Below are 20,917 nucleotides of genomic sequence, written 5' to 3'. Positions count from 1 at the left end.
CTCCCACAGTGTCCGCGTCGTACACAAATTATGTGAACACCCCTGAACCTGTGGGAGCGGGCTTGCCCGCGAAGGCGTCAGCACAGACAACAAAAAAGCCCGCAGACGATCACTCATCTGCGGGCTTCATTGTGGCCGGGCCTAAGGTTTACGCCCGGCGTTCGTGCATTCGCGCCAGTTGCCGTTCAAGCATCGATGGATACGGCTCCATCAACCGCTCCACGCAGCACGCACCTTCAGGGCTGGCAATCGGGCGGATCCGTGCGCGCTGGCGGATCAAGGCGTCGTCGCTGATCTTGCGCTCCACCAGCAGCAGGTTGCGGCTGTGCTGCGACAGGGCCAGGGCATCCTGGGCTGGGTCGGTCAGCAACAGGTCGATCTGGCTCAGGCCGAACAGTTCGTCGCCCAGGGTCAGGCCCAACTGCAATTGCAGGGTGATGCCGCTGTCCGCGACTTCGATCTGCAGCTGGTGGCCAAGGGCCCGCAGCAGCTCACCACAGCAAATGGCGTTGGTCAGGTAATCGTCGCCGCTGTCTTCGGTGTGGAACAGCATCAGCGTGCTGCCATCGTTCAAGGTCTCCACTTCGCCTTGATACAGCGATGCGGCCTGGTCGAGGCAATCGCGATAGCGCTCCAGCAGTTCTTCAAGACGCGCCCGCGGCAGGCGTCGCAGTTGCTCCTGGGAACCCAGTTGCACCGCCAGTACCGCGCTGTGTTGCGGCACGCTCGGCGTGGCCTTGCGAATCACCGGCCGTGGGGTGCTGTCCAGCGACTCGTCGCGCAGATCGGCGAACGGGTCTTCGTCATCGTCGTCTTCGACGGTGCTGACGATCTGCCGTGGCGCCGGCTTGAGCGCCGCTAACGGGCGGCTCTCGTCGAAACTCGGATCGCGCAGGTTGCGGACTTCGAAGGCCGGGTCGGCCTCGTCATCGGCGTCGTCGAATTCCGGCTCCGGTTCCGACACAGGGGCGGGCTCCGGGGCGAAGTTGGCATGCAACTGACGCGCCAGGTCGCCGATTTCGTCCTGGCGGTCGGTGGCCGGGGTGTATTCATCGATATTGCGCAGCCACACCCGCAATTGCAGCAGGGGCGTCGAGAGATAACGCCCCATGCGCAGGCTCAGGGCCAGGGACAGGGCCAACAGGATGGCGCTGAGGATGCCCATGCTTTGCAGGCTGATGGTCATCGGCTGCTGGAACTGGTCCATGTCCAGGCTGATGCGCAATTGCCCGGCGGTCACGTCCTGGAAGGTGATCTTGCTCTGGTACATGCCTTCGGCCTCGCCCAGCAGGCCATGCTTGGGACGCTGGCCGGATTCGGCGAGGATGCGGTTGTCCGGACTGTAGATGGCGGCGTGGGCCACCAGCTTGTTCTTGGTCAGGTTATTGAGCAGCACATTGAGGCTGAGGATGTCGTTGGACACCAACAGCTCCGTGGCCGAAGTGGCCGTCTGCGTCGTCAGGCTTTCGCCCAGCGCATCCGCCTGCTCGTGCATGGCCTGCTTGAACTGCAGGCCCATCACACCGGCATAGATGACCAGGGCCAGGGCGACCAGGATCACGTTATGGCTGGCGATGCGCAATGCAATCGGTACACGGCGGTGGCGCAGTGCCCGGAAGATCAGCAGGAAGAAGTTATCGGTTTTTACTGGCGTGGGCCGGTTCACTTGAGCTCGGCTCTTTTGTCCGTGAAGTTGACGCGCAGTATAGCGACAGGCCCTAGACCGTCAAAGCGCTCACGGTGCCCGATGGTCACTGAAAGTGGGTAGAATGCGGTTTTTTTCCACCTGCGGGGGTGCGCCTTGCGCGAAATCGTCCTGATAAACATCACGGGAGTCGACCGTCCGGGTCTGACTGCGGCCATTACCGGCGTTCTGGCCCAGGGTGGTGTGAACATTCTCGACATCGGTCAGGCGGTGATCCACGACACCTTGTCGTTCGGCATCCTGGTTGAAATTCCCGATACCGAACAAGGCAAGTCCGTGCTCAAGGACATCCTGTTCAAGGGCTACGAGCTCGATCAACAGGTGCGTTTCACGCCGGTGTCCGAACAGGATTACCAGCAGTGGGTCGGCAACCAGGGCAAAAAGCGCCACATCGTGACCCTGTTGACCCGCAAGGTGACAGCCGGGCAGTTGCAGGCCGTGAGTTCGATCACCGCCAAGTATGGCCTGAACATTGACCACATCGATCGTCTGTCCGGGCGCATGCCACTGGACACCCCGGCCGACAAGGGCAAGGGCTGCATCGAGTTTTCCGTGCGTGGCGAGGCGGCTGATCCGCAGGCGCTGCGGGCCGAATTTCTCAGCGTCGCCCAGGAACTGAACGTCGACATCGCCTTCCAGGAAGACTCGCTGTTCCGTCGCAACCGTCGCCTGGCGGTGTTCGACATGGACTCGACCCTGATCGAAGCCGAAGTGATCGACGAACTGGCCAAGGCGGCTGGCGTGGGTGACAAGGTTTCGGAAATCACCGAGCGGGCAATGGCCGGTGAACTGGACTTTCGCGCCAGCTTCAAGGAACGCCTGGCCTTGCTCAAAGGTCTGGACGTTGGCGTGCTGGACTCCATCGGTGCCTCGTTGCGCCTGACCGAAGGGGCCGAAACCCTGTTCGCCGAACTCAAGCGCCTGGGTTACAAGACCGCGATCCTGTCGGGCGGCTTCACCTACTTCGCCAAGCAATTGCAGGCCAAGCTGGGTATCGACTATGTGTTTGCCAACGAACTGGAAGTGGTCGACGGCAAAGTCACCGGCGTGGCGATCGAGCCAATTGTCGATGCGCAGCGCAAGGCGGATTTGCTGAGGGAACTGGCACACAGGGAAGGCTTGCGCCTGGAGCAGACCATTGCGGTCGGTGACGGTGCCAATGACTTGCCGATGCTGGCGATTGCCGGGTTGGGCGTGGCGTTCCGCGCCAAGCCGCTGGTCAAGCAGTCGGCCAAGCAGGCCATTTCGACGCTGGGTCTGGATGGCGTGCTGTACCTGCTGGGCTTCCGCGATCGCGACGGACAGCTCTGATACATGTAGGAGCTGCCGCAGGCTGCGATCTTTTGATCTTGACTTCTTAAGTTCAAAAGATCGCAGCCTGCGGCAGCTCCTACATTATTTGGATCAGCGTATGGATCAGGCTTTTGGTGAACCCATGCCCTGACCCATCTGCACCGCTGTACCGGCAGTCATTTCCTCGGCCCACTTCACCTGATCCGGTCCGAACAGCACGACGGCGGTCGAACCCAGCTTGAAGCGACCCAGTTCCGCACCTTTTTCCAGGTGGATCGGTGCGCGAGCGGCTTCGTCGTAGCGGAAGGTTTTCAGCTCGCGCTTCGGCGGCGTGACCAGGCCGGCCCAGACGGTTTCAATCGAGGCCACGATCATCGCGCCCACCAGCACCACGGCCATCGGGCCGCGCTCGGTGTCGAAAATGCACGCCACGCGCTCGTTGCGGGCGAACAGTTCCGGAACGTTTTCAGCGGTGGTCTGATTGACCGAGAACAGACGACCCGGGATGTAGACCATCTCGCGCAGGGTGCCGGCCAGCGGCATGTGTACACGGTGGTAGTCCTTCGGCGACAGGTAGATGGTCGCGAAGTCACCGCCCATGAACGGCGCAGCATTCGCCGCATCGCCCCCCAACAGTTCCAGCACGCTGAAGCTGTGGCCCTTGGCCTGGAAAATACGACCGTGCTCGATCGGGCCGAGCTGGCTGATCGCGCCGTCGGCGGGGCTGAGGATCGCGCCCGGAGTCTCGTCCAGCGGGCGGGCGCCATCTTTCAGTGCGCGGGTGAAGAACGCGTTGAAGTGCTCGTAGGCAGTCAGGTCTTCGACCAGCGCCTGGGACATGTCCACCTGATAGCGCTTGGCGAACCAGGCGGTAAAGGCATTCTTGAACCAGCGCACGCGGCATTCGGCGATGCAGCCGGCCAATCGCGATAGCAAGTTGTGGGGCAGCAGGTACTGGCCGAGGAGAAACAGACGCTTGTTCATTAACAGTCCTTAAAAATCTTGAATTTCTACCGGGGTATCGGGATGGTTGCCCCATTCGCCCCAGGAGCCGGCGTAGCCCTTGACCCGCGGATAACCGAGAGCCTTGGCCACCAGATAGGTGAAGCCAGAACGGTGGTGGGTCTGGCAGTGGGTAATCACTTCTTTGTCTTTGCTGATCCCGAGTTGTTCGAGAATCTGCGGCATGTCGGTGCGGATGCGCAGCTGGCGCGACTGATCCATGCCGGCGGTCCATTCGAAATTGACCGCACCGGGAATGTGCCCGCCCTTGGCTGCCAGGACTTTCTCGCCGGAATACTCCAGCGGTCCGCGTGCGTCCCAGATCGCCAGGTCGGCGGCACCGAGGCGGCTTTGCAGGTACTCACGGGTGGCGGTGGGTTCGTCGTGCAAGGTCAGTGAAACCGGGCCGCCCACGGCTGGCGGGATCTGGATCGACATGGGCAAGCCTTCCGCCAGCCAGGCCGTCAGGCCGCCGTCGACGTAGTGGTACTTGCTGTGGCCGATGACATCCAGCAGCCAGATGAAGCGCCCGGCCCAACCGCCGCCTTCATCGTCATACACGACATAGACCGCATCGGGATTGTGTCCCAGCTCGCCAAACAGCGTTTCGAGCGCTGCCTGCGGAGGCATCAGTCCCGGGGCGGGTGCCTGCCCCAGTTGCGTGCGTTTCGGATCGACAAAGCGCGCGCCGGGAATGTGTCCCTCGGCGTAGCGGGCGGCACTGGTCAAGTCCACCAGAATCAGTTCGCGAGCGTCGAGGCGAGGGAGCAAGTCGCTCGGCTCGATCACCAGCGGCAAGCCAGAGAAGTCAGACATGTGAGGTCTCCAGAGCACAAAAGGGAGGATTGTAGCGCAGCCTTATTGGCCACGGTGGCTAAAGCTGTGCAGGGCTTTCTCGATGCACTGCGCGGTTTTACCGAAGGCCTGTACGGAAATTTCCGAAAACGGCCCGCCGCCCTGATCCGCTACGACGATCATGATCACCCGGCCATTGTTGACCAGTGAGCGCAGCAGCAGGTGTTCGCCGCTGAACTGTGAGCGCAGGCTGTTGGGCAACAGGGCCGAGAATTGCGCGTTGTTGGCCGGCGTCAGGCGGACCTGGGCCTGTTGCGCGAGCAGGCGTTGCAAGACGTTGCTCTGGCTGACCACGAAGTTCAGCCCGGCTGCTTCCTTCGCCAGGCCGGCCGTCTGGTGCACACGCAGGTTGGCGTGGGTACGGTCGGCCATCAGGATCATCACCCGACGCATGCCGCAGGCCACCAGAGCATCACGGGCGGCAATGGTCAGGTGCATGGCGTTGGTGAACCGACTCGGCTCGACCAGCAATTCGGCGCATTGCTTGCGCCATTTCGCCAGATCTTCGGCGGTGGGTGCCGCGGCCGGTAGCAAACCTGAGTGGACACGGTTCATACCCCACGGCCAGATCAGCGATTCGGCGGGGTGCCAGAGGTCGGGCATGGCGTGATGGCGTGCGCTGTTGGCGGCTTGCTGGTGCAGTTGTTGTTGCACCTCATCCATCGGCATTTGCAGGTAAAGGCTGGTCAGGTACTGCCAGCGTTCACTGTGCGGGCTGTCCCAGGCGTGTTGTGCCGACAGCGCCAGCCCGTTGGCCAGCAGCACGGTATTGGCCGGTTGATTGAGCCAGCGGCGCAGGGTCGGATCGTCATCGAGGCGGTTCTGCTGGCGCAACGGGTGCTCGCTGTCACGGGCGATGCGCAGGACTTTCACCAGCTCCCGCTGCTCGGTGAGCAACAGTCGATAGCCCTGTTGCACCCAGATCGGCAAGCGCCAGACTTCCACCAGTGCCTGGCCGATGTCCAGCAGGCGTACGCCAAACAGTTGCATTTCGACTGTACGTGCCGACTCACCTTTATGGATGACCCGCAGTTCCCAGTCTTCGAGCAGTTTTGGATGGGTCAGCGCCAAAGGCCACAGGGGCGAAAGAAACAGCAGGCTGCCCCAGTGGATGTCCTGCCACAGGCGCGCCAGGCGACTGGCAAAAAAACCATTGGCCTGTTGCGTGGCGTGCTGGCTGATCATCTGCAGCTGACGCAAGGCTTTGGGGATCTCGGACTGGGGTTTGGCGGGCAGGCGCGTGAGCAATTCTTCGGTGCGTTTGAGGCCGAGGCGATTGATCGCAACCTCAAGGTTTTCCGCCGGCTCGGTCATGCCGCCGTGGGTGTGCCGGTTGGCTTCGCGAATCACGCTCAAGGCCAGGGCGGGGCTGCCTTGCGTGAGGTCGGCGATATCGCGCAACGAGCTGCGATTGTCGCGGATGGCCTTGCAGACCCGGTCGTGGCTGGCTTGCGGAACCGGTAGGCGTACGCCATCGAGCAGCTTGACCCAGCCTTCGAGCGTCGTTGGTTTTGGTGTTGGAACGTTCGTTTCGTTAACCATGGTGGGAGGCGATCATCGTCAACAATACCTGTGCCCGGAAGGGGTCAAATTAGCTTTTCGCCTGAACTGGCTATAGTCTGGCGCAGTTTTGCCGATAAGTAGAAGAAGAGATTTTTTAACTTCCGAATATGACCTTGAACCCGACTCAGTAAGTGCTCTCCTAACCTATGGCTAAAATTATCGGCATCATCGTCGTATTCGCGAGCGTGCTCGGCGGATACGTGCTTTCCCACGGCAAGATTGCCGCCCTGATCCAGCCTTTCGAGGTCATGATTATTGGCGGTGCAGCCCTCGGCGCATTCTTGCAGGCCAACCCCGGCTACATGACGATGCACGTGCTCAAGAAATCCCTGGGCATGTTCAGTTCGCGTTTCAACCACGCCTTTTACCTTGAGGTGTTGGGCCTGATCTACGAGATCCTCAACAAGAGCCGCCGCGAAGGCATGATGGCCATCGAAGGCGACATCGAAGATGCCGCCGCGAGCCCGATCTTCGCCAAGTACCCGACGGTCCTCAAGGACGAGCGCATGACCGCGTTCATCTGTGATTACCTGCGCATCATGTCCTCCGGCAACATGGCCCCGCACGAGCTGGAAGGCCTGTTCGACATGGAGCTGTTCAGCCTCAAGGAAGACCTGGAACACCCCTCCCACGCAGTCAACGGCATCGCCGACGCCATGCCCGGTTTCGGTATCGTCGCGGCGGTACTGGGTATCGTGGTGACCATGGCTTCGCTGGGTGAGGGCGACCAGAAGTCCATCGGCCTGCACGTCGGTGCGGCACTGGTCGGTACCTTCTTCGGTATTCTCGCCGCCTACGGCTTCTTCGGCCCGCTGGCCCATTCCCTGGCCCACGATGCCAAGGAAGAGCTGAACGTCTACGAAGCCATCAAGGCCTCGCTGGTGGCTTCGGCTTCCGGCATGCCGCCATCGCTGGCCGTCGAGTTCGGGCGCAAGGTTCTGTACCCGGCGCACCGTCCAAGCTTCGCCGAGCTGGAACAAGCGGTTCGTGGTCGTTAAGAAATGGAAAATAACCAGCCGATAATCATCAAGCGCGTCAAGCGCTACGCCGGCGGGCATCACGGGGGCGCCTGGAAAATCGCCTTCGCCGACTTCGCCACGGCGATGATGGCGTTCTTCCTGGTGTTGTGGCTGCTGTCCACCGCCACGCCGGAACAGAAGATCGCCATCGCCGGTTACTTCAAGGACCCGATCGGCTTTTCCGAAAGCGGCACGCCGTACATCATCGATCTGGGCGGCACGCCGACCCTGGCGCCGGAAAACACCCTCAACCCCGAGGTCAAGTCCCAGCCGCAGCCGGACAAGGTCACTGTGGATACCGACCAGGTCGAAGGCATGGCCGAGCAGGTCGAAAAGGAGCGCCTCGAACTGTTGCTGCAGGAACTGCAGAACAAGGTTGATGAGAACCCGCAGCTGCAGAAGTTCAAGGACCAGATCCTGTTCGAAATCACCCCGGACGGCCTGCGTATCCAGATCATGGACGCGGAAAACCGCCCGATGTTCGATTCAGGCTCAGCTCGCTTGAAGCCGTATTTCGAAGACATCCTGCTGGCCATGGCCGACACCATCAAGGCGGTGCCGAACAAGATCAGCATCAGCGGCCACACCGATGCCAAGCCGTACACCGGCACCGGTGATTTCGGTAACTGGGAGCTCTCGGCCAACCGTGCCAACGCCGCACGGCGTGCGCTGGTGGCGGGCAGCTATCCGGATGCACAGGTGGCGCGCGTGGTCGGTTATGCCTCGTCGGCGTTGTTCGATCGTGAGCATCCGTTCAACCCGGTCAACCGTCGTATTGACATCGTGGTGCTGACCAAGAAAGCCCAGCGGGCGATCGAAGGCTCGCAAGGCGCGGAGCCTGCTCCCGATGCGCCGCAAGGTTCGGCTGCACCAGGCGCAGCACCGACCGCGCCGGTCGACCCGAACGCATTGCCGGCGGACAAGGAACCGTTGCCGGCCCATGAACTGCGCGAGCGTTTGAATCTGTTTGATGATCCGGCACCGAAAACGGGTGAGCCAGCCAAACCGGCTGAAACGCCCAAACAGTGACCGACAAAAAAAGCCGACAGTGATGTCGGCTTTTTTGTCTCTGTTGCTGCCCACTTAAGAGAAGGAGCAAACAATAATCAACCTGTGGCGAGGGAGCTTGTCGGATCGCCGCACCGTCCCGTTGGACTGCGCAGCAGTCGTATTTTTAGGGCCGCTTCGCGCCCCAGCGGGAGCAAGCTCCCTCGCCACAGATACAGTGTTAGTCCTTTTCCTTTAGTGAACAGCATTACGATAGTCGCGGCTTTTTTATGTGTGCGACACGACCGGAATGAATGCTGCCGATCATTTTCGTGGTGTCACGAAAATGATCGATAGGCCGCAAGGCGAGTACCAAAAGCCGCGACATCACGGTTTTTTTTGCCTTTACTGCAGTTTCAGAACCCACGAATGATCCGCGTCTTGAGCTCGGCGTGAAAGCGATCCGCATTGGACTTGTTCACGCTGCGCACCGACTCGCTGCCGGTCACCGATTCCAGCGACATCGAGCGTTTGAGCGTCGCTTCGTTGCGATAGGCATCGATAAAGAATTCGATGTCCCGGTCGCTGGTCAGCTTCGGCCATTTGTCCAGGTACAGTGGCAGCTCGGTCGGACCGGTCTTGAACGAGCAGATGCGTCGGTGGGTGATGGTCGCCTCGCCGATTTCGAACGGCACCCACCAGGACAGTGCGGTTTTCTCCGAGACCACCGCCAGCAGGTGCGTGCATTCGCTGATGTTGCGGGTAATCACCCCGGTGATGTCGTCGGTGGTCTGGGATTCGGCATCCAGCACATCGAGGTAGGTCTTGATGTTGGCCTGGATCAGGCGCGCGTTGATCTTGACCGCGTGGGCGCGGTCCATGTGGCGGTAGCTGATAAACACTGGCATCAGAAATGTCCCTTGATCGCGAGTTCGCGGTAATAGGCGCCGAGGGCGGTGAGGCGGCAGCCGGTGGAGTGGATGGCGGCGTAGTACATATGCTCGGCGTCCACCGGTTCGACCAGGCTGTGGCGGTTGCACTTTTGCAATTGGGCGAAGACGTCGCCGTGCTCCGGGTTGAATTCAGGCTCGGTGGGCTCAAAGCTGGGGGCGAGGGGGTACACCGACTCCGCTTCGGCAAACCATTCGGGGAGTTTGCGCAGGATTTCCTTGGGGATCAGCGGCGACACTTCGCGCAGGGAAATGAACTGCGAGACGTTGGTCTTGAACACCGGGCGCTGTTCCCAGGCATCGAGGGCGTTGTCGACAAACGAATAGAGGCTGCCAGGTGTGATCTTGCCCAGGATGTTTGCTGCTCCGCCGTGCAGGGCCTGGAGCAATAGTCCGGTGAATACGCCGTGTTGCGTGCCCTCCATCGCCGGCTCTTCCTTTTTGCAGGCGGTCAGGATGGTCATGCCTTCGCCGACCACGCTGCCCTCGCTGCGCAAGGCGCGCAGTTCGCCGGCCGAGCCGCTCTGACAGCAATCGAGGATGATCACTTTGTTTTTGATCTTCGTGGCCTTGCTCGCCCAGTTGAGAATGTCGCTGAGGCGAATCCCGTCCTTGGCGCTCTTGTAATCCTGCGGGATCAACATGCCTTCGTCGGTGTCGGTGTCGAAGCTGCCGTGGCCGGCGAAATACAGCAGCGCGACATTGCAGTCCCCGGAAAACAGCTCACGGATCTGGTCTTCGAGCTTTTCCCTGCTCAGGTAGTCCTCGGCGGAGGTCAGCACGATATTCTTGAAGTTCGGATCGCCATTGGCGTCGGTCTTGAGCACGGAAGCCATGGCCATGGCGTCATTGCTGCAACCGCTGAGCCGCGAAACGTGGGTGTAGTCGTTGATGCCGATAAACAGTCCCTTGCGCATGGTTACACCGCCGTATGCTGGCGAATTGCGCTGATGATGCTGTTGGTGTTCCAGGCACACTCGGCATGTGCCGCCTCACGTACCACCGTGGAAATCCGCTCGGCGCCGAACGGTTTGATCGCAATGATCACTTTGCCCATGCGCTTGGCGATCTCGATTTCCTTGTTGATCCACTTGCTGTAGGTTGAATACATCCCGGCCATGATCAGTACCGCCGAGCACGGACGGATTTTGTTTTCGATGGCCTCCTCGAGTTGTTTGTCGGTTTTCGCGCCGACAATCGGGTTGTCCGGCGGCACCGAAAAATTCTTGTAGGTGAAACCAGGCTTGGCGTTGAGCAGGCGCACGAGATTGTCGTGGGCGTCGGAGTAGTTCCACGAGTGGCTGATGAACAGATGGTAGGTTTGCATGGGTGTCCCTCGGTGTCGCTGGAGTGCGAAGAGGGTTTGAAACTAGGCGATTACAGGGCGGCTACAAGAGGTCGGCGCGGAAAGAGAAATGCCCTACAAGCGAGCGTGCGCACGTCTTACAGAAAGGTCTGATGTTTAAGCGGGGGGAAGATCCAGCCGCCGACCACCCCGCGTAAAGCCGGGCGGTCGGCACCTCTGTTTAGTAGCCGTTTTCCGGCAGGCTGGCGATGATCGAGCGGTAGCTGTTCATCCGTTGCTGCTGCACGCGGCCATCTTCAAGGGCCTTGAGCAGGGCGCAACCGGGTTCGCGGTCATGCTTGCAGTCACGGAAGCGGCAGGTGCCCAGCAGGTCGTTGAACTCGATGAAGCCGGCTTCGACGTCGGCACGGCTGACGTGGCCCAGGCCGAATTCGCGGATACCCGGGGAGTCGATCAACTCACCGCCGCCGGGGAAGTGGAACAACCGCGCGGTGGTGGTGGTGTGGGTGCCCTGGCCGGACAGCTCGGACAGCGGGCCGACGCGGGTTTCGACATCCGGCAGCAAGCTGTTGACCAGCGACGACTTGCCGACACCGGACTGGCCGACGAACACGCTGATGCGTCCGTCCAGTTGCGTCTGCAACTGCTCCATCCCGTTACCGTGATGCGCCGACACTTCCAGCACCGGGTAACCGAGGGTGCGGTATACGGCGAGCAAGGCATTCAGCGCAGGGGCGTTGTTTTCGTCGATCAGGTCGAATTTGTTCAACAGCAGCAGCGGCTTGATGCCCGCATGCTCGGCCGCCACCAGGTAGCGGTCGATCAGGTTGGCGTGGGGCTCGGGCAGCGGTGCAAACACGATGACGATCATGTCGACGTTGGCCGCCACCGGCTTGAGCTGACCACGGCTGTCCGGGCGGCACAGTTCGGTGTTGCGCGGCAGTTGCGCCACGATCACACCGATGCCCTGGTTGCCGGCGCGCCACACCACCTGATCACCGGTCACCAGCGCCGGCAGGTTCGCGCGCAGGTGGCAACGGAACACCTGACCGGCCAGTTCGCCGTCGCGGGCCTCGACCTCAACCTGCACACCGAAGTGCGCGATCACCAGACCGTGCTGTTCCGGGCCCAGATCGCCGCCCTCAAGTGCCTCGACAGCCGAGGACTCGCGTTTGGCGGCGCGGGCAGCGCGTTCGCCCTGAATCTTTTCGATGCGCCAGTTTTGGCGGCGATTGAGTTGGCGTTTGGCCATGGGTGTTCCGTATAAAGAATGCAGCGATTAGGTAAAACGGCCGCGAGTTTAGCACGCCCGGCCACCGGCCTAGGCTAAACTGCGCAGCATTGCTTAGGAGCCGAACATGCAAAATCCGCAGAACCTGATCTGGATCGACCTGGAAATGACCGGTCTGAACCCTGATACCGACGTCATTATCGAAATGGCCACCATCGTCACCGACAGTGACCTGAACACCCTGGCCGAAGGCCCGGTGATCGCCATTCACCACAGCGACGAAATCCTCGCCGGCATGGACGAGTGGAACACCCGTCAGCATGGCGGTTCCGGGCTGACCCAGCGGGTTCGCGACAGCCGTATCAGCATGGCCGAAGCCGAAGCCGAAACCATCGCCTTCCTGGAAAAGTGGGTGCCGAAGGGCAAATCGCCGATCTGCGGCAACAGCATCTGCCAGGACCGTCGCTTCCTTTATACCCACATGAAATCCCTGGAAAGCTATTTCCACTACCGCAACCTCGACGTGTCCACGCTCAAAGAGCTGGCGGCGCGCTGGGCACCGGACGTGCGTGACAGCTTCAAGAAGGGCAGCACTCACCTGGCGCTGGACGACATCCGCGAATCCATCGCCGAGTTGCAGCACTACCGCAAGCATTTCATCAAGTCCTGACCGGACTCCCCTGTAGGAGCTGCCGCAGGCTGCGATCTCTTGATCTTGAATGCCAAAGTCAAAAGATCGCAGCCTGCGGCAGCTCCTACAGGGGGGTTGTGGGCTTTGGTGAAGTGGGTAGACTGCGCGCCTTTTCGCAAGGACCGCCACCATGTTGCTGATGCTCTACCTGATCGCCATCACCGCCGAAGCCATGACCGGCGCCCTGTCTGCCGGGCGTCGTGGCATGGACTGGTTTGGCGTGGTGCTGATCGCTTGCGTCACGGCGCTGGGGGGCGGTTCGGTGCGCGATGTGCTGCTCGGGCATTACCCGCTGACGTGGGTCAAACACCCGGAATACCTGGTGCTGACCACGGCTGCGGCGATGATTACCGTGTTCACGGCGCGCTGGATGCGGCATTTGCGCTCACTGTTTCTGGTGCTCGATGCCATGGGGCTGGTGGCCTTCACCCTGATCGGCTGCATCACCGCCCTGGAAATGGGCCATGGCATGTTGGTCGCCTCGGTCAGCGGCGTGATCACCGGAGTATTTGGCGGCATCCTGCGGGACATTTTCTGCAACGATATTCCGCTGATCTTCCGGCGTGAGCTGTATGCCAGCGTCTCGTTTGCGGCAGCGTGGTGCTACATGCTCTGTCTATACCTGAACTTGCCAGGGGAACAGGCGATTCTGATCACCCTGTTCGGCGGTTTCCTGTTGCGCTTGCTGGCGATTCGTTTTCACTGGGAAATGCCCAAGTTCGTCTACAACGACGAGGCCTGACACCGCGATCCCCTGTAGGAGCTGCCGCAGGCTGCGATCTTTTGATCTTAAAGATCGAGATCAAAAGATCGCAGCCTGCGGCAGCTCCTACGCGAGGCCGTGTTGTTTCAGGGCCCATTCGACGTGTTCGCGGACCAGTTCGGACGGATGCTCGCGCCGCGCCTTCAGCGCCTCCAGCACCGGAATCGTCGAAGGCGCATTGCCCAGGCCTACCGCCAGGTTGCGCAACCAGTTTTCGTAACCGGTCCGACGAAGCGGCGAGCCTTCGGTGCTGCGCAGGAATGTCTCCTCATCCCACATGAACAGTTCCGCCAGTTCGGCGTTGTCCAGGTTGTGCCGCGGCTTGAAATCGCCTTCACCGGACGGGCGGGCGAAGCGGTTCCAGGGGCAGACAATCTGGCAATCATCGCAACCGAACACCCGATTGCCGATCAGCGGCCGCAGGTCTTGCGGGATCGCGCCTTTGAGTTCGATGGTCAGGTAGGAAATGCAGCGCCGGGCATCCAGCACGTAAGGGCCGACGAAAGCATTGGTCGGACAGATGTCGAGGCAGGCGCTGCAGCGACCGCAGTGTTCGGTGGCGTGGGGCGGGTCTACCGGCAGCGGCAAGTCAACGAACAGCTCGGCGAGGAAGAAATAACTGCCTGCCTTGCGATTCAACACCAGGGTGTTTTTGCCAATCCAGCCCAGGCCGGCCTGTTCGGCGATGGCTTTTTCCAGCACCGGTGCACTGTCGACAAAGGCACGGAACCCAAACGGGCCGATTTCTGCCTGAATCTTGTCTGCCAGTTGTTGCACGCGTTTGCGGATCAATTTGTGGTAATCGCGCCCCAGGGCATAACGCGAGACGTAGGCTTTTTCCGGCTGGGCGAGCATTTTCGCCATGTGGGTGTCGCCCGCCAGGTAGTCCATGCGCAGCGAAACCACGCGCAAAGTGCCGGGCACCAGCTCCTCCGGGTGTGAGCGTTTGCTGCCATGGGCGCCCATGTAGTCCATTTCGCCGTGGTAGCCGGCGGCGAGCCAGCGCTCCAGGTGTTGCTCGTGCTCGCCCAGGTCGAGGCCGCTGATGCCGACTTGCTGAAAGCCCAGCTCGCGGCCCCAGTCCTTGATGGATTGGGCGAGGGCAGGCAGGTCTGTGGTAATAGCAGGCATGAGGCGAGAGAAACCGGAGCTGAGGTGCGTATAATTCTGCCAGACATCGGAGCCCGAAGACGCATGCCGCACACTAAAGATGAATTACCCGACGCGCTGTACAGTGCCGCGCAAGTGCGAGCACTCGACGCGAGCCTGATCGCCGCCGGCACACCGGGCTTCGAATTGATGCAGCGCGCGGCGCGGGCGACGTGGCGGGCGCTGGTGCGGCATTGGCCGACAGCGAACGAACTGACGGTACTCACCGGCCATGGCAACAACGCCGGGGACGGGTATCTGGTGGCCGTGTTGGCCCAGCGTGCAGGATGGTCCGTCCGGGTGTTGGCGGTGGCAGATCCGCAGCGCCTGCAGGGGGACGCGGCTTTGGCCCATGCCGAGGCGGTGTCTGAAAACGTGCTCATCGAGCCCTGGACGGCACAATTCGGATTGCGCGGCGTCGTCCTGGATGCTTTGCTCGGCACTGGCCTGAGCGGCGAAGTGCGTGAGCCGTATGCCAGCGCCATCACCGCGATCAACCTGAGCGGGCTGCCGGTCGCGGCGGTGGATATTCCTTCAGGACTGTGCGCCGATACCGGTCGTATCCTCGGCGTGGCGGTGCAGGCCGACCTGACAGTGACCTTCATCGGCTTGAAATTGGGGTTATTCACCGGCGAGGCGGCGGATGTGGTCGGCGAACTGCTGTTCAACGACTTGCATGCAGACCCCCGGTTGATAGAAAGCGCTGCTTTCACCGCCCGTCGCCTGACTGCGGCTAACCTGCCGCGTCCAGCGGCGCGGGCACCGGCTTCCCACAAAGGCAGGTTCGGCCATGTGTTGCTGATTGGCGGCGACCGCGGGTTGGGTGGCGCCATCCTGCTGAGCGCGCAAAGTGCGCTGCGCAGCGGGGCGGGCATGGTGTCGGTGGCGACCCGCAGCGAACATGTCGCGGCCGCGCTGGCGCGGATCCCCGAAGCGATGGTGCTGGGTACTTCCTCGGCCAATCAGCTGATGGATTTGCTGCAAAAGGTTTCCGTGTTGGTGGTCGGTCCGGGGCTGGGGCAAGCGGGTTGGGGGCGCAGCTTGTTGTCGGCCGCCGCTAACGCAGCGCTGCCGCAAGTCTGGGACGCCGATGCGCTGAACCTGTTGGCCGAGGAGCGTGTGAGTTTGCCCAGGGGGTGCGTGATCACCCCGCACCCGGGCGAAGCGGCGCGTTTGCTCGGAATGAGTACGGCGCAGGTTCAAGCCGACCGACCGGCCGCGGCCCATGCATTGAGCAAGAAATACTCGGCGGTCGTGGTGCTCAAGGGGGCCGGGAGCCTGGTTGCCTGTCCGGACGGGCGGCTGGCCGTCTGTCATCAGGGCCACCCGGCGATGGCTACTGCCGGTTTGGGCGACGTACTGGCCGGTGTGCTCGGGGCATTGTTGGCCCAGGGCATGGAACCCTTCGATGCGGCCTGCCTGGCGGTCTGGCTGCACGCCAATGCCGGCGAGCAACAAGGAAAATTCGGCCGTGGGCTGGCGGCCAGTGATCTGATTCCAGTCATTCGTCAGTTGTTGGAGGAGCAAGCACCGTGTCTGAAGTAACCCTGTACCTGGCCGATGAGCAGGCCATGAGCGACTTTGGCGCACGCATTGCCCGAATCACCCAAGGCCATGGCCTGATCTTCCTCGAGGGCAACCTGGGGATGGGCAAAACCACCTTGTCCCGAGGCATCATCCGCGGCCTGGGGCATGTCGGGGCGGTAAAAAGTCCGACCTTCACCCTGGTTGAGCCCTACGAGATTGGCGACATTCGCGCCTTCCATTTCGATTTGTACCGTCTGGTCGATCCGGAGGAGCTGGAGTTCCTCGGTATCCGCGACTATTTCGAAGACGATGCCCTGTGTCTGATCGAATGGCCCGACAAAGGTGCAGGCTTTTTGCCAAAGCCGGACCTGACCATTACCATTAGCCCGCAAGACAGCGGGCGTTCGCTGAAAATTTTATCCCAGGGCTCGCGTGGCGAGGCCTGGTGTGCCGCTTTGGCATTGGAATCCAAATAAATGATGGGGTTAGGTATGCGCTTTCGCGCGTTGGTTGCTGCCGTAGGGGTGTTGTTTCTGGCGGTGACCGTCGACGCTGTGGCCGATACGAAGGTCAACAGTGTTCGTCTGTGGCGGGCACCGGACAACACACGTCTGGTGTTTGACCTGACCGGCCCGGTGCAACACAGCGTCTTTACCCTGACCGCGCCGGATCGCCTGGTCATCGACATCAATGGTGCGACCCTCGGTGCGCCACTCAACGTCAACACGTCGAATACCCCGATTACCGCCATGCGCTCGGCTCAACGCACGCCGACCGACCTGCGGGTGGTCATCGACCTGAAAAAGGCGGTGACACCAAAAAGCTTCTCCCTGGCGCCGAACGCCCAGTACGGCAACCGCTTGGTGGTCGATCTGTTCGATAACGCTGCGGATGCCGCGCCTCCCCCAGCGCCGACACCGTCGGTCGCCACGATGCCCGCCGTGCCAGTCACGCCTGTGGAGCCTGCGATCAAGCTGCCGCCGGCCCCGGCCGGCAAGCGCGACATCATTGTGGTGATCGACGCCGGACACGGTGGCGAAGACCCGGGCGCATCGGGTTCTCGCGGTCAGCGTGAGAAAGACGTGGTGTTGCAGATCGCCCGTGAATTGCAGCGCCAGATCAACGGCATGAAAGGTTTCCGCGCCGAACTGACCCGAACCGGCGATTACTTCATTCCGTTGCGCGGCCGTACCGAAATTGCCCGCAAGAAAGGCGCCGACCTGTTCGTCTCGATCCACGCCGACGCCGCGCCTTCTGCCGCCGCTTTCGGTGCCTCGGTATTTGCCCTGTCCGATCGCGGTGCGACCTCGGAGACGGCCCGCTGGCTGGCTGACAGCGAAAACCGTTCCGACCTGATCGGGGGGGCCGGCAACGTCAGCCTCGATGACAAGGACCGCATGCTCGCCGGCGTGCTGCTCGATCTGTCGATGACGGCATCCCTGACGTCCAGCCTGAACGTTGGCCAGAAGGTGCTGAGCAACATTGGCCGGGTCACGCCTCTGCACAAGCAGCGGGTCGAACAGGCCGGGTTCATGGTGCTGAAGTCGCCGGATATTCCGTCGATCCTGGTGGAAACCGGGTTCATCTCCAACGCCAACGAAGCCTCGAAACTCGCGGCATCGAACCACCAGCAGGCACTGGCGCGTTCGATCAGCAGCGGCGTGCGCCAGTTCTTCCAGCAAAACCCGCCGCCAGGCACTTACATTGCCTGGCTGCGCGACTCCGGCAAGATTGTGCAGGGGCCACGTGACCACCGCGTCAACCCGGGCGAGACCCTGGCGATGATTGCCGTGCGCTATCAGGTGTCGCCCGCGACCCTGCGCAGTGCCAACAACCTGTCGAGCGATGAGCTCAAGATCGGTCAGCACCTGACCATTCCGGGCACTGAACTGGCGGCCAAAGAATGAATCAGGTCGTGAACAGCGGCGCTCGTATCGAGCTGCTCAGCCCGCGACTGGCGAACCAGATTGCCGCCGGTGAGGTGGTTGAGCGCCCGGCTTCGGTGATCAAGGAGCTGCTGGAAAACAGCCTCGACTCCGGTGCCAAACGCATCGACGTCGATGTGGAGCAGGGCGGCGTCAAGTTGCTACGGGTGCGCGACGACGGTAGCGGCATTTCCGCCGATGACCTGCCGCTGGCGCTGGCCCGCCACGCCACCAGCAAGATCCGCAACCTGGAAGACCTCGAACAGGTCATGAGCCTGGGCTTTCGCGGTGAGGCCCTGGCATCGATCAGCTCCGTCGCGCGCTTGACCCTGACCTCCCGCACCCGCGACGCCGATCAGGCCTGGCAGGTCGAGACCGAAGGCCGTGACATGGCGCCGCGCGTGCAGCCGGCGGCGCATCCGGTGGGCACTTCGGTTGAAGTGCGCGACCTGTTTTTCAACACGCCGGCGCGACGCAAGTTTCTCAAGACCGAAAAAACCGAATTCGATCACCTGCAGGAAGTGATCAGGCGACTGGCCCTGGCACGCTTCGATGTGGCGTTCCATCTGCGCCACAACGGCAAGACCATCCTCAGCCTGCACGAGGCCCATGACGATGCGGCCCGTGCCCGGCGCGTGGCGGCGATTTGCGGGCCGGGCTTCCTGGAGCAGGCCCTGCCAATCGAAATCGAGCGCAACGGCCTGCACCTATGGGGCTGGGTCGGCCTGCCGACCTTCAACCGCAGCCAGGCCGATTTGCAGTATTTCTTCGTCAATGGCCGTGCCGTGCGCGACAAGCTGGTGGCCCACGCGGTACGCCAGGCCTATCGCGACGTGCTGTTCAACGGTCGGCACCCGACCTTCGTACTGTTTTTCGAAGTCGATCCGACCGGGGTCGACGTCAACGTGCACCCGACCAAACACGAAGTGCGCTTCCGCGAAGGACGCATGGTCCACGATTTCCTCTACGGCACCTTGCACCGTGCCTTGGGCGATGTGCGACCGGACGATCATCTGGCGGCACCGGTTGCCACGGCCATCGTCCGGCCTACCGGCCTCGAAGCCGGTGAATTCGGACCCCAGGGCGAAATGCGCCTGGCCGCCAATGCGCTGCTGGAACAGCCTCAGGCCCAGCCGTCGTTCAATGCGCCGGCAGGCTCGGGTGCTGGCGCGGGTTATCAGTATCAATACACGCCGCGCCCGCAGTCCGGTGTGCCTGTCGCCGAAGCGCAGGCCGCCTACCGCGAGTTTTTTGCGCCGCTGCCCGAGGCCAATGCCGTCGCGCTGCCGGCCGGGCAGGACGACATCCCGCCGCTGGGTTATGCGCTGGCACAACTCAAGGGCATCTACATCCTTTCGGAAAACGCCCAGGGCCTGGTGCTGGTGGACATGCACGCCGCCCACGAGCGGATCATGTATGAGCGCCTGAAGGTGGCGATGGCCAGCGAGGGCCTGAGTGGCCAGCCGTTGCTGGTGCCGGAGTCCCTGGCCGTCAGCCAGCGTGAAGCCGATTGCGCCGAGGAACATGTCGCCTGGTTCCAGCGCCTGGGCTTCGAGTTGCAGCGCCTGGGCCCGGAAACCCTGGCCATCCGACAGATCCCGGCGCTGCTCAAACAGGCCGAAGCCAACCGGCTGGTGGCGGACGTCCTGGCGGATCTGATGGAATTCGGCACCAGCGACCGCATTCAGGCGCACCTGAACGAGTTGCTCGGGACCATGGCCTGCCACGGTGCGGTTCGGGCGAACCGGCGTCTGGCCCTGCCGGAAATGAATGCCCTGCTGCGTGACATGGAAAACACCGAGCGCAGCGGTCAATGCAACCATGGCCGACCGACCTGGACCCAACTGGGCCTGGACGATCTGGACAAACTGTTCTTGCGCGGTCGTTGATGAGCCAGCTCCCACCTGCGATTTTCCTGATGGGCCCGACCGCCGCCGGCAAGACCGACCTGGCCATCGAACTCACCAAAGTCCTGCCTTGCGAGTTGATCAGCGTCGATTCGGCACTGGTCTACCGTGGCATGGATATCGGCACCGCCAAGCCTTCCAAAGAGCTGCTGGCGCAATATCCGCACCGTCTGATCGATATTCTCGACCCGGCCGAGAGCTATTCGGCTGCGGATTTCCGCCGTGACGCCCTGCAAGCCATGGCCGAGATCACCGCGCGCGGAAAAATTCCGCTGCTGGTAGGCGGCACGATGCTCTATTACAAGGCTTTGCTTGAAGGCCTGGCGGAGATGCCGGCCGCCGACCCGCAAGTGCGTGCACAGATCGAAGAAGAGGCTGCACGCCTTGGCTGGCAAGCCCTGCACGACCAGTTGGCAGTGATCGACCCGGTTTCTGCCGCGCGTATTCATCCGAACGATCCGCAGCGTCTGAGTCGAGCGCTGGAAGTTTATCGGGTAAGCGGTCAGAGCATGACTGCGCTACGCTTGCAACAATCTGTGCAAAGTACCGAAGCAGCCGCTTCGGGACAGCAACAATTGCCCTATACTGTCGCGAACTTGGCTATTGCCCCGGCAAATCGCCAGGTACTGCACGAGCGAATTAAACAAAGATTCACTTTAATGTTGGAACAGGGATTCATTGACGAGGTCGTAGCCCTGCGTAATAGAGGTGACCTGCATGCCGGGATGCCGTCTATACGTGCAGTAGGCTATCGCCAAGTCTGGGACTACCTGGATGGCAAGCTGACGTCAGCCGAGATGCAGGAGCGTGGAATCATTGCCACGCGCCAATTGGCGAAACGCCAGTTCACCTGGCTGCGCAGTTGGACTGACCTGCATTGGCTGGACAGTCTGGATTGCGACAATCTGCCGCGCGCCTTGAAATACCTTGGGACCATCTCCATATTGAGCTGAGTCCTTGCAATTGCCGTCTATCCTTGGGGGTGTGGCGGCTAAAGCCATCTGTTTACCTATTTTTTATATTGAATCCTTAAAGGAGTGCGGC

Annotated in this window: 19 protein-coding genes; 10 read left to right on the top strand and 9 right to left on the bottom strand. The window is 61.7% G+C overall.

Features of this window, described 5'->3' with window-relative positions; genetic code table 11:
- Positions 1-148: 148 nt before the first annotated feature.
- Entirely contained in the window at positions 149-1,666 is a 1,518-nt protein-coding gene (locus tag C9422_RS11230; protein WP_116580716.1) for an AhpA/YtjB family protein, read from the bottom strand.
- Positions 1,667-1,801: 135 nt separating this feature from the next.
- Between C9422_RS11230 and serB the strand changes: the two genes are divergently transcribed.
- Positions 1,802-3,016, top strand: coding sequence for a phosphoserine phosphatase SerB (gene serB / locus C9422_RS11225; protein WP_116580715.1), 1,215 nt, complete (start codon positions 1,802-1,804; stop codon positions 3,014-3,016).
- A gap of 105 nt (positions 3,017-3,121) precedes the next feature.
- Here serB and asd read toward each other — a convergent pair whose 3' ends face one another.
- From asd to C9422_RS11210, 3 genes are read right to left on the bottom strand one after another with little or no spacing between them, the layout of a single operon-like run.
- Positions 3,122-3,982, bottom strand: a complete 861-nt coding sequence (gene asd / locus C9422_RS11220) for an archaetidylserine decarboxylase (RefSeq protein WP_104451570.1) — start codon at positions 3,980-3,982, stop codon at positions 3,122-3,124.
- Between the two features lie 9 nt (positions 3,983-3,991).
- Positions 3,992-4,816 carry a rhodanese-like domain-containing protein gene (locus C9422_RS11215; protein ID WP_116580714.1) on the bottom strand — a complete coding sequence of 275 codons (825 nt, stop codon included), beginning with the start codon at positions 4,814-4,816 and terminating at the stop codon, positions 3,992-3,994.
- Positions 4,817-4,858: 42 nt separating this feature from the next.
- A complete protein-coding gene (locus tag C9422_RS11210; RefSeq protein ID WP_116580713.1) occupies positions 4,859-6,397 on the bottom strand; it encodes an HDOD domain-containing protein in 1,539 nt (512 codons plus the stop codon).
- 167 nt (positions 6,398-6,564) lie between these two features.
- Between C9422_RS11210 and motA the strand changes: the two genes are divergently transcribed.
- Complete coding sequence (gene motA / locus C9422_RS11205) at positions 6,565-7,416, top strand: flagellar motor stator protein MotA (RefSeq protein WP_046039800.1); 852 nt, start codon at positions 6,565-6,567, stop codon at positions 7,414-7,416.
- 3 nt (positions 7,417-7,419) lie between these two features.
- Complete coding sequence (motB, locus tag C9422_RS11200) at positions 7,420-8,466, top strand: flagellar motor protein MotB (RefSeq protein WP_116580712.1); 1,047 nt, start codon at positions 7,420-7,422, stop codon at positions 8,464-8,466.
- Between the two features lie 374 nt (positions 8,467-8,840).
- Here the strand turns inward: motB and C9422_RS11195 are convergent, their stop codons facing one another.
- The 4 genes from C9422_RS11195 to rsgA form a co-directional block, all read right to left on the bottom strand.
- Entirely contained in the window at positions 8,841-9,332 is a 492-nt protein-coding gene (locus tag C9422_RS11195) for a toll/interleukin-1 receptor domain-containing protein (protein WP_116580711.1), read from the bottom strand.
- Positions 9,332-10,291: a caspase family protein gene (locus tag C9422_RS11190; RefSeq protein WP_116580710.1), complete on the bottom strand. Its 960-nt coding sequence runs from the start codon at positions 10,289-10,291 to the stop codon at positions 9,332-9,334. The genes C9422_RS11195 and C9422_RS11190 overlap by 1 nt, the downstream gene beginning before the upstream one ends.
- A 2-nt stretch (positions 10,292-10,293) precedes the next feature.
- Positions 10,294-10,701: a TIR domain-containing protein gene (locus tag C9422_RS11185; RefSeq protein WP_007978807.1), complete on the bottom strand. Its 408-nt coding sequence runs from the start codon at positions 10,699-10,701 to the stop codon at positions 10,294-10,296.
- 199 nt (positions 10,702-10,900) lie between these two features.
- On the bottom strand, positions 10,901-11,932 hold the full coding sequence (gene rsgA, locus C9422_RS11180) for a small ribosomal subunit biogenesis GTPase RsgA (protein WP_007978809.1): 1,032 nt from the start codon (positions 11,930-11,932) through the stop codon (positions 10,901-10,903).
- A gap of 106 nt (positions 11,933-12,038) precedes the next feature.
- On the opposite strand from rsgA, the gene orn reads away from it, so the two are divergent.
- Together orn and C9422_RS11170 are read left to right on the top strand one after the other, a co-directional pair.
- Positions 12,039-12,581: an oligoribonuclease gene (orn, locus tag C9422_RS11175; protein WP_116580709.1), complete on the top strand. Its 543-nt coding sequence runs from the start codon at positions 12,039-12,041 to the stop codon at positions 12,579-12,581.
- A gap of 151 nt (positions 12,582-12,732) precedes the next feature.
- Positions 12,733-13,344 carry a trimeric intracellular cation channel family protein gene (locus C9422_RS11170; RefSeq protein ID WP_007973246.1) on the top strand — a complete coding sequence of 204 codons (612 nt, stop codon included), beginning with the start codon at positions 12,733-12,735 and terminating at the stop codon, positions 13,342-13,344.
- An 87-nt stretch (positions 13,345-13,431) separates the two neighbouring features.
- Here the strand turns inward: C9422_RS11170 and queG are convergent, their stop codons facing one another.
- Complete coding sequence (gene queG, locus C9422_RS11165) at positions 13,432-14,496, bottom strand: tRNA epoxyqueuosine(34) reductase QueG (RefSeq protein WP_116580708.1); 1,065 nt, start codon at positions 14,494-14,496, stop codon at positions 13,432-13,434.
- A gap of 63 nt (positions 14,497-14,559) precedes the next feature.
- Here queG and C9422_RS11160 point away from each other — a divergent pair, with 63 nt between their 5' ends.
- From C9422_RS11160 to miaA, 5 genes are read left to right on the top strand one after another with little or no spacing between them, the layout of a single operon-like run.
- Complete coding sequence (locus tag C9422_RS11160) at positions 14,560-16,059, top strand: NAD(P)H-hydrate dehydratase (protein ID WP_116580707.1); 1,500 nt, start codon at positions 14,560-14,562, stop codon at positions 16,057-16,059.
- Complete coding sequence (gene tsaE / locus C9422_RS11155) at positions 16,047-16,517, top strand: tRNA (adenosine(37)-N6)-threonylcarbamoyltransferase complex ATPase subunit type 1 TsaE (protein ID WP_007973252.1); 471 nt, start codon at positions 16,047-16,049, stop codon at positions 16,515-16,517. The genes C9422_RS11160 and tsaE overlap by 13 nt, the downstream gene beginning before the upstream one ends.
- A complete protein-coding gene (locus C9422_RS11150; protein ID WP_116580706.1) occupies positions 16,518-17,948 on the top strand; it encodes an N-acetylmuramoyl-L-alanine amidase in 1,431 nt (476 codons plus the stop codon). It begins immediately after the preceding gene.
- Positions 17,945-19,855, top strand: a complete 1,911-nt coding sequence (gene mutL, locus C9422_RS11145; protein WP_116580705.1) for a DNA mismatch repair endonuclease MutL — start codon at positions 17,945-17,947, stop codon at positions 19,853-19,855. The genes C9422_RS11150 and mutL overlap by 4 nt, the downstream gene beginning before the upstream one ends.
- On the top strand, positions 19,855-20,826 hold the full coding sequence (gene miaA / locus C9422_RS11140; protein WP_007973257.1) for a tRNA (adenosine(37)-N6)-dimethylallyltransferase MiaA: 972 nt from the start codon (positions 19,855-19,857) through the stop codon (positions 20,824-20,826). The genes mutL and miaA overlap by 1 nt, the downstream gene beginning before the upstream one ends.
- Positions 20,827-20,917: the final 91 nt, after the last annotated feature.

Origin of the sequence: Pseudomonas sp. B1(2018) (assembly GCF_003097365.1) — a bacterium.
Taxonomy (GTDB): domain Bacteria; phylum Pseudomonadota; class Gammaproteobacteria; order Pseudomonadales; family Pseudomonadaceae; genus Aquipseudomonas; species Aquipseudomonas laurylsulfatiphila.
This window is presented reverse-complemented; position numbering and strand designations above follow the sequence as displayed.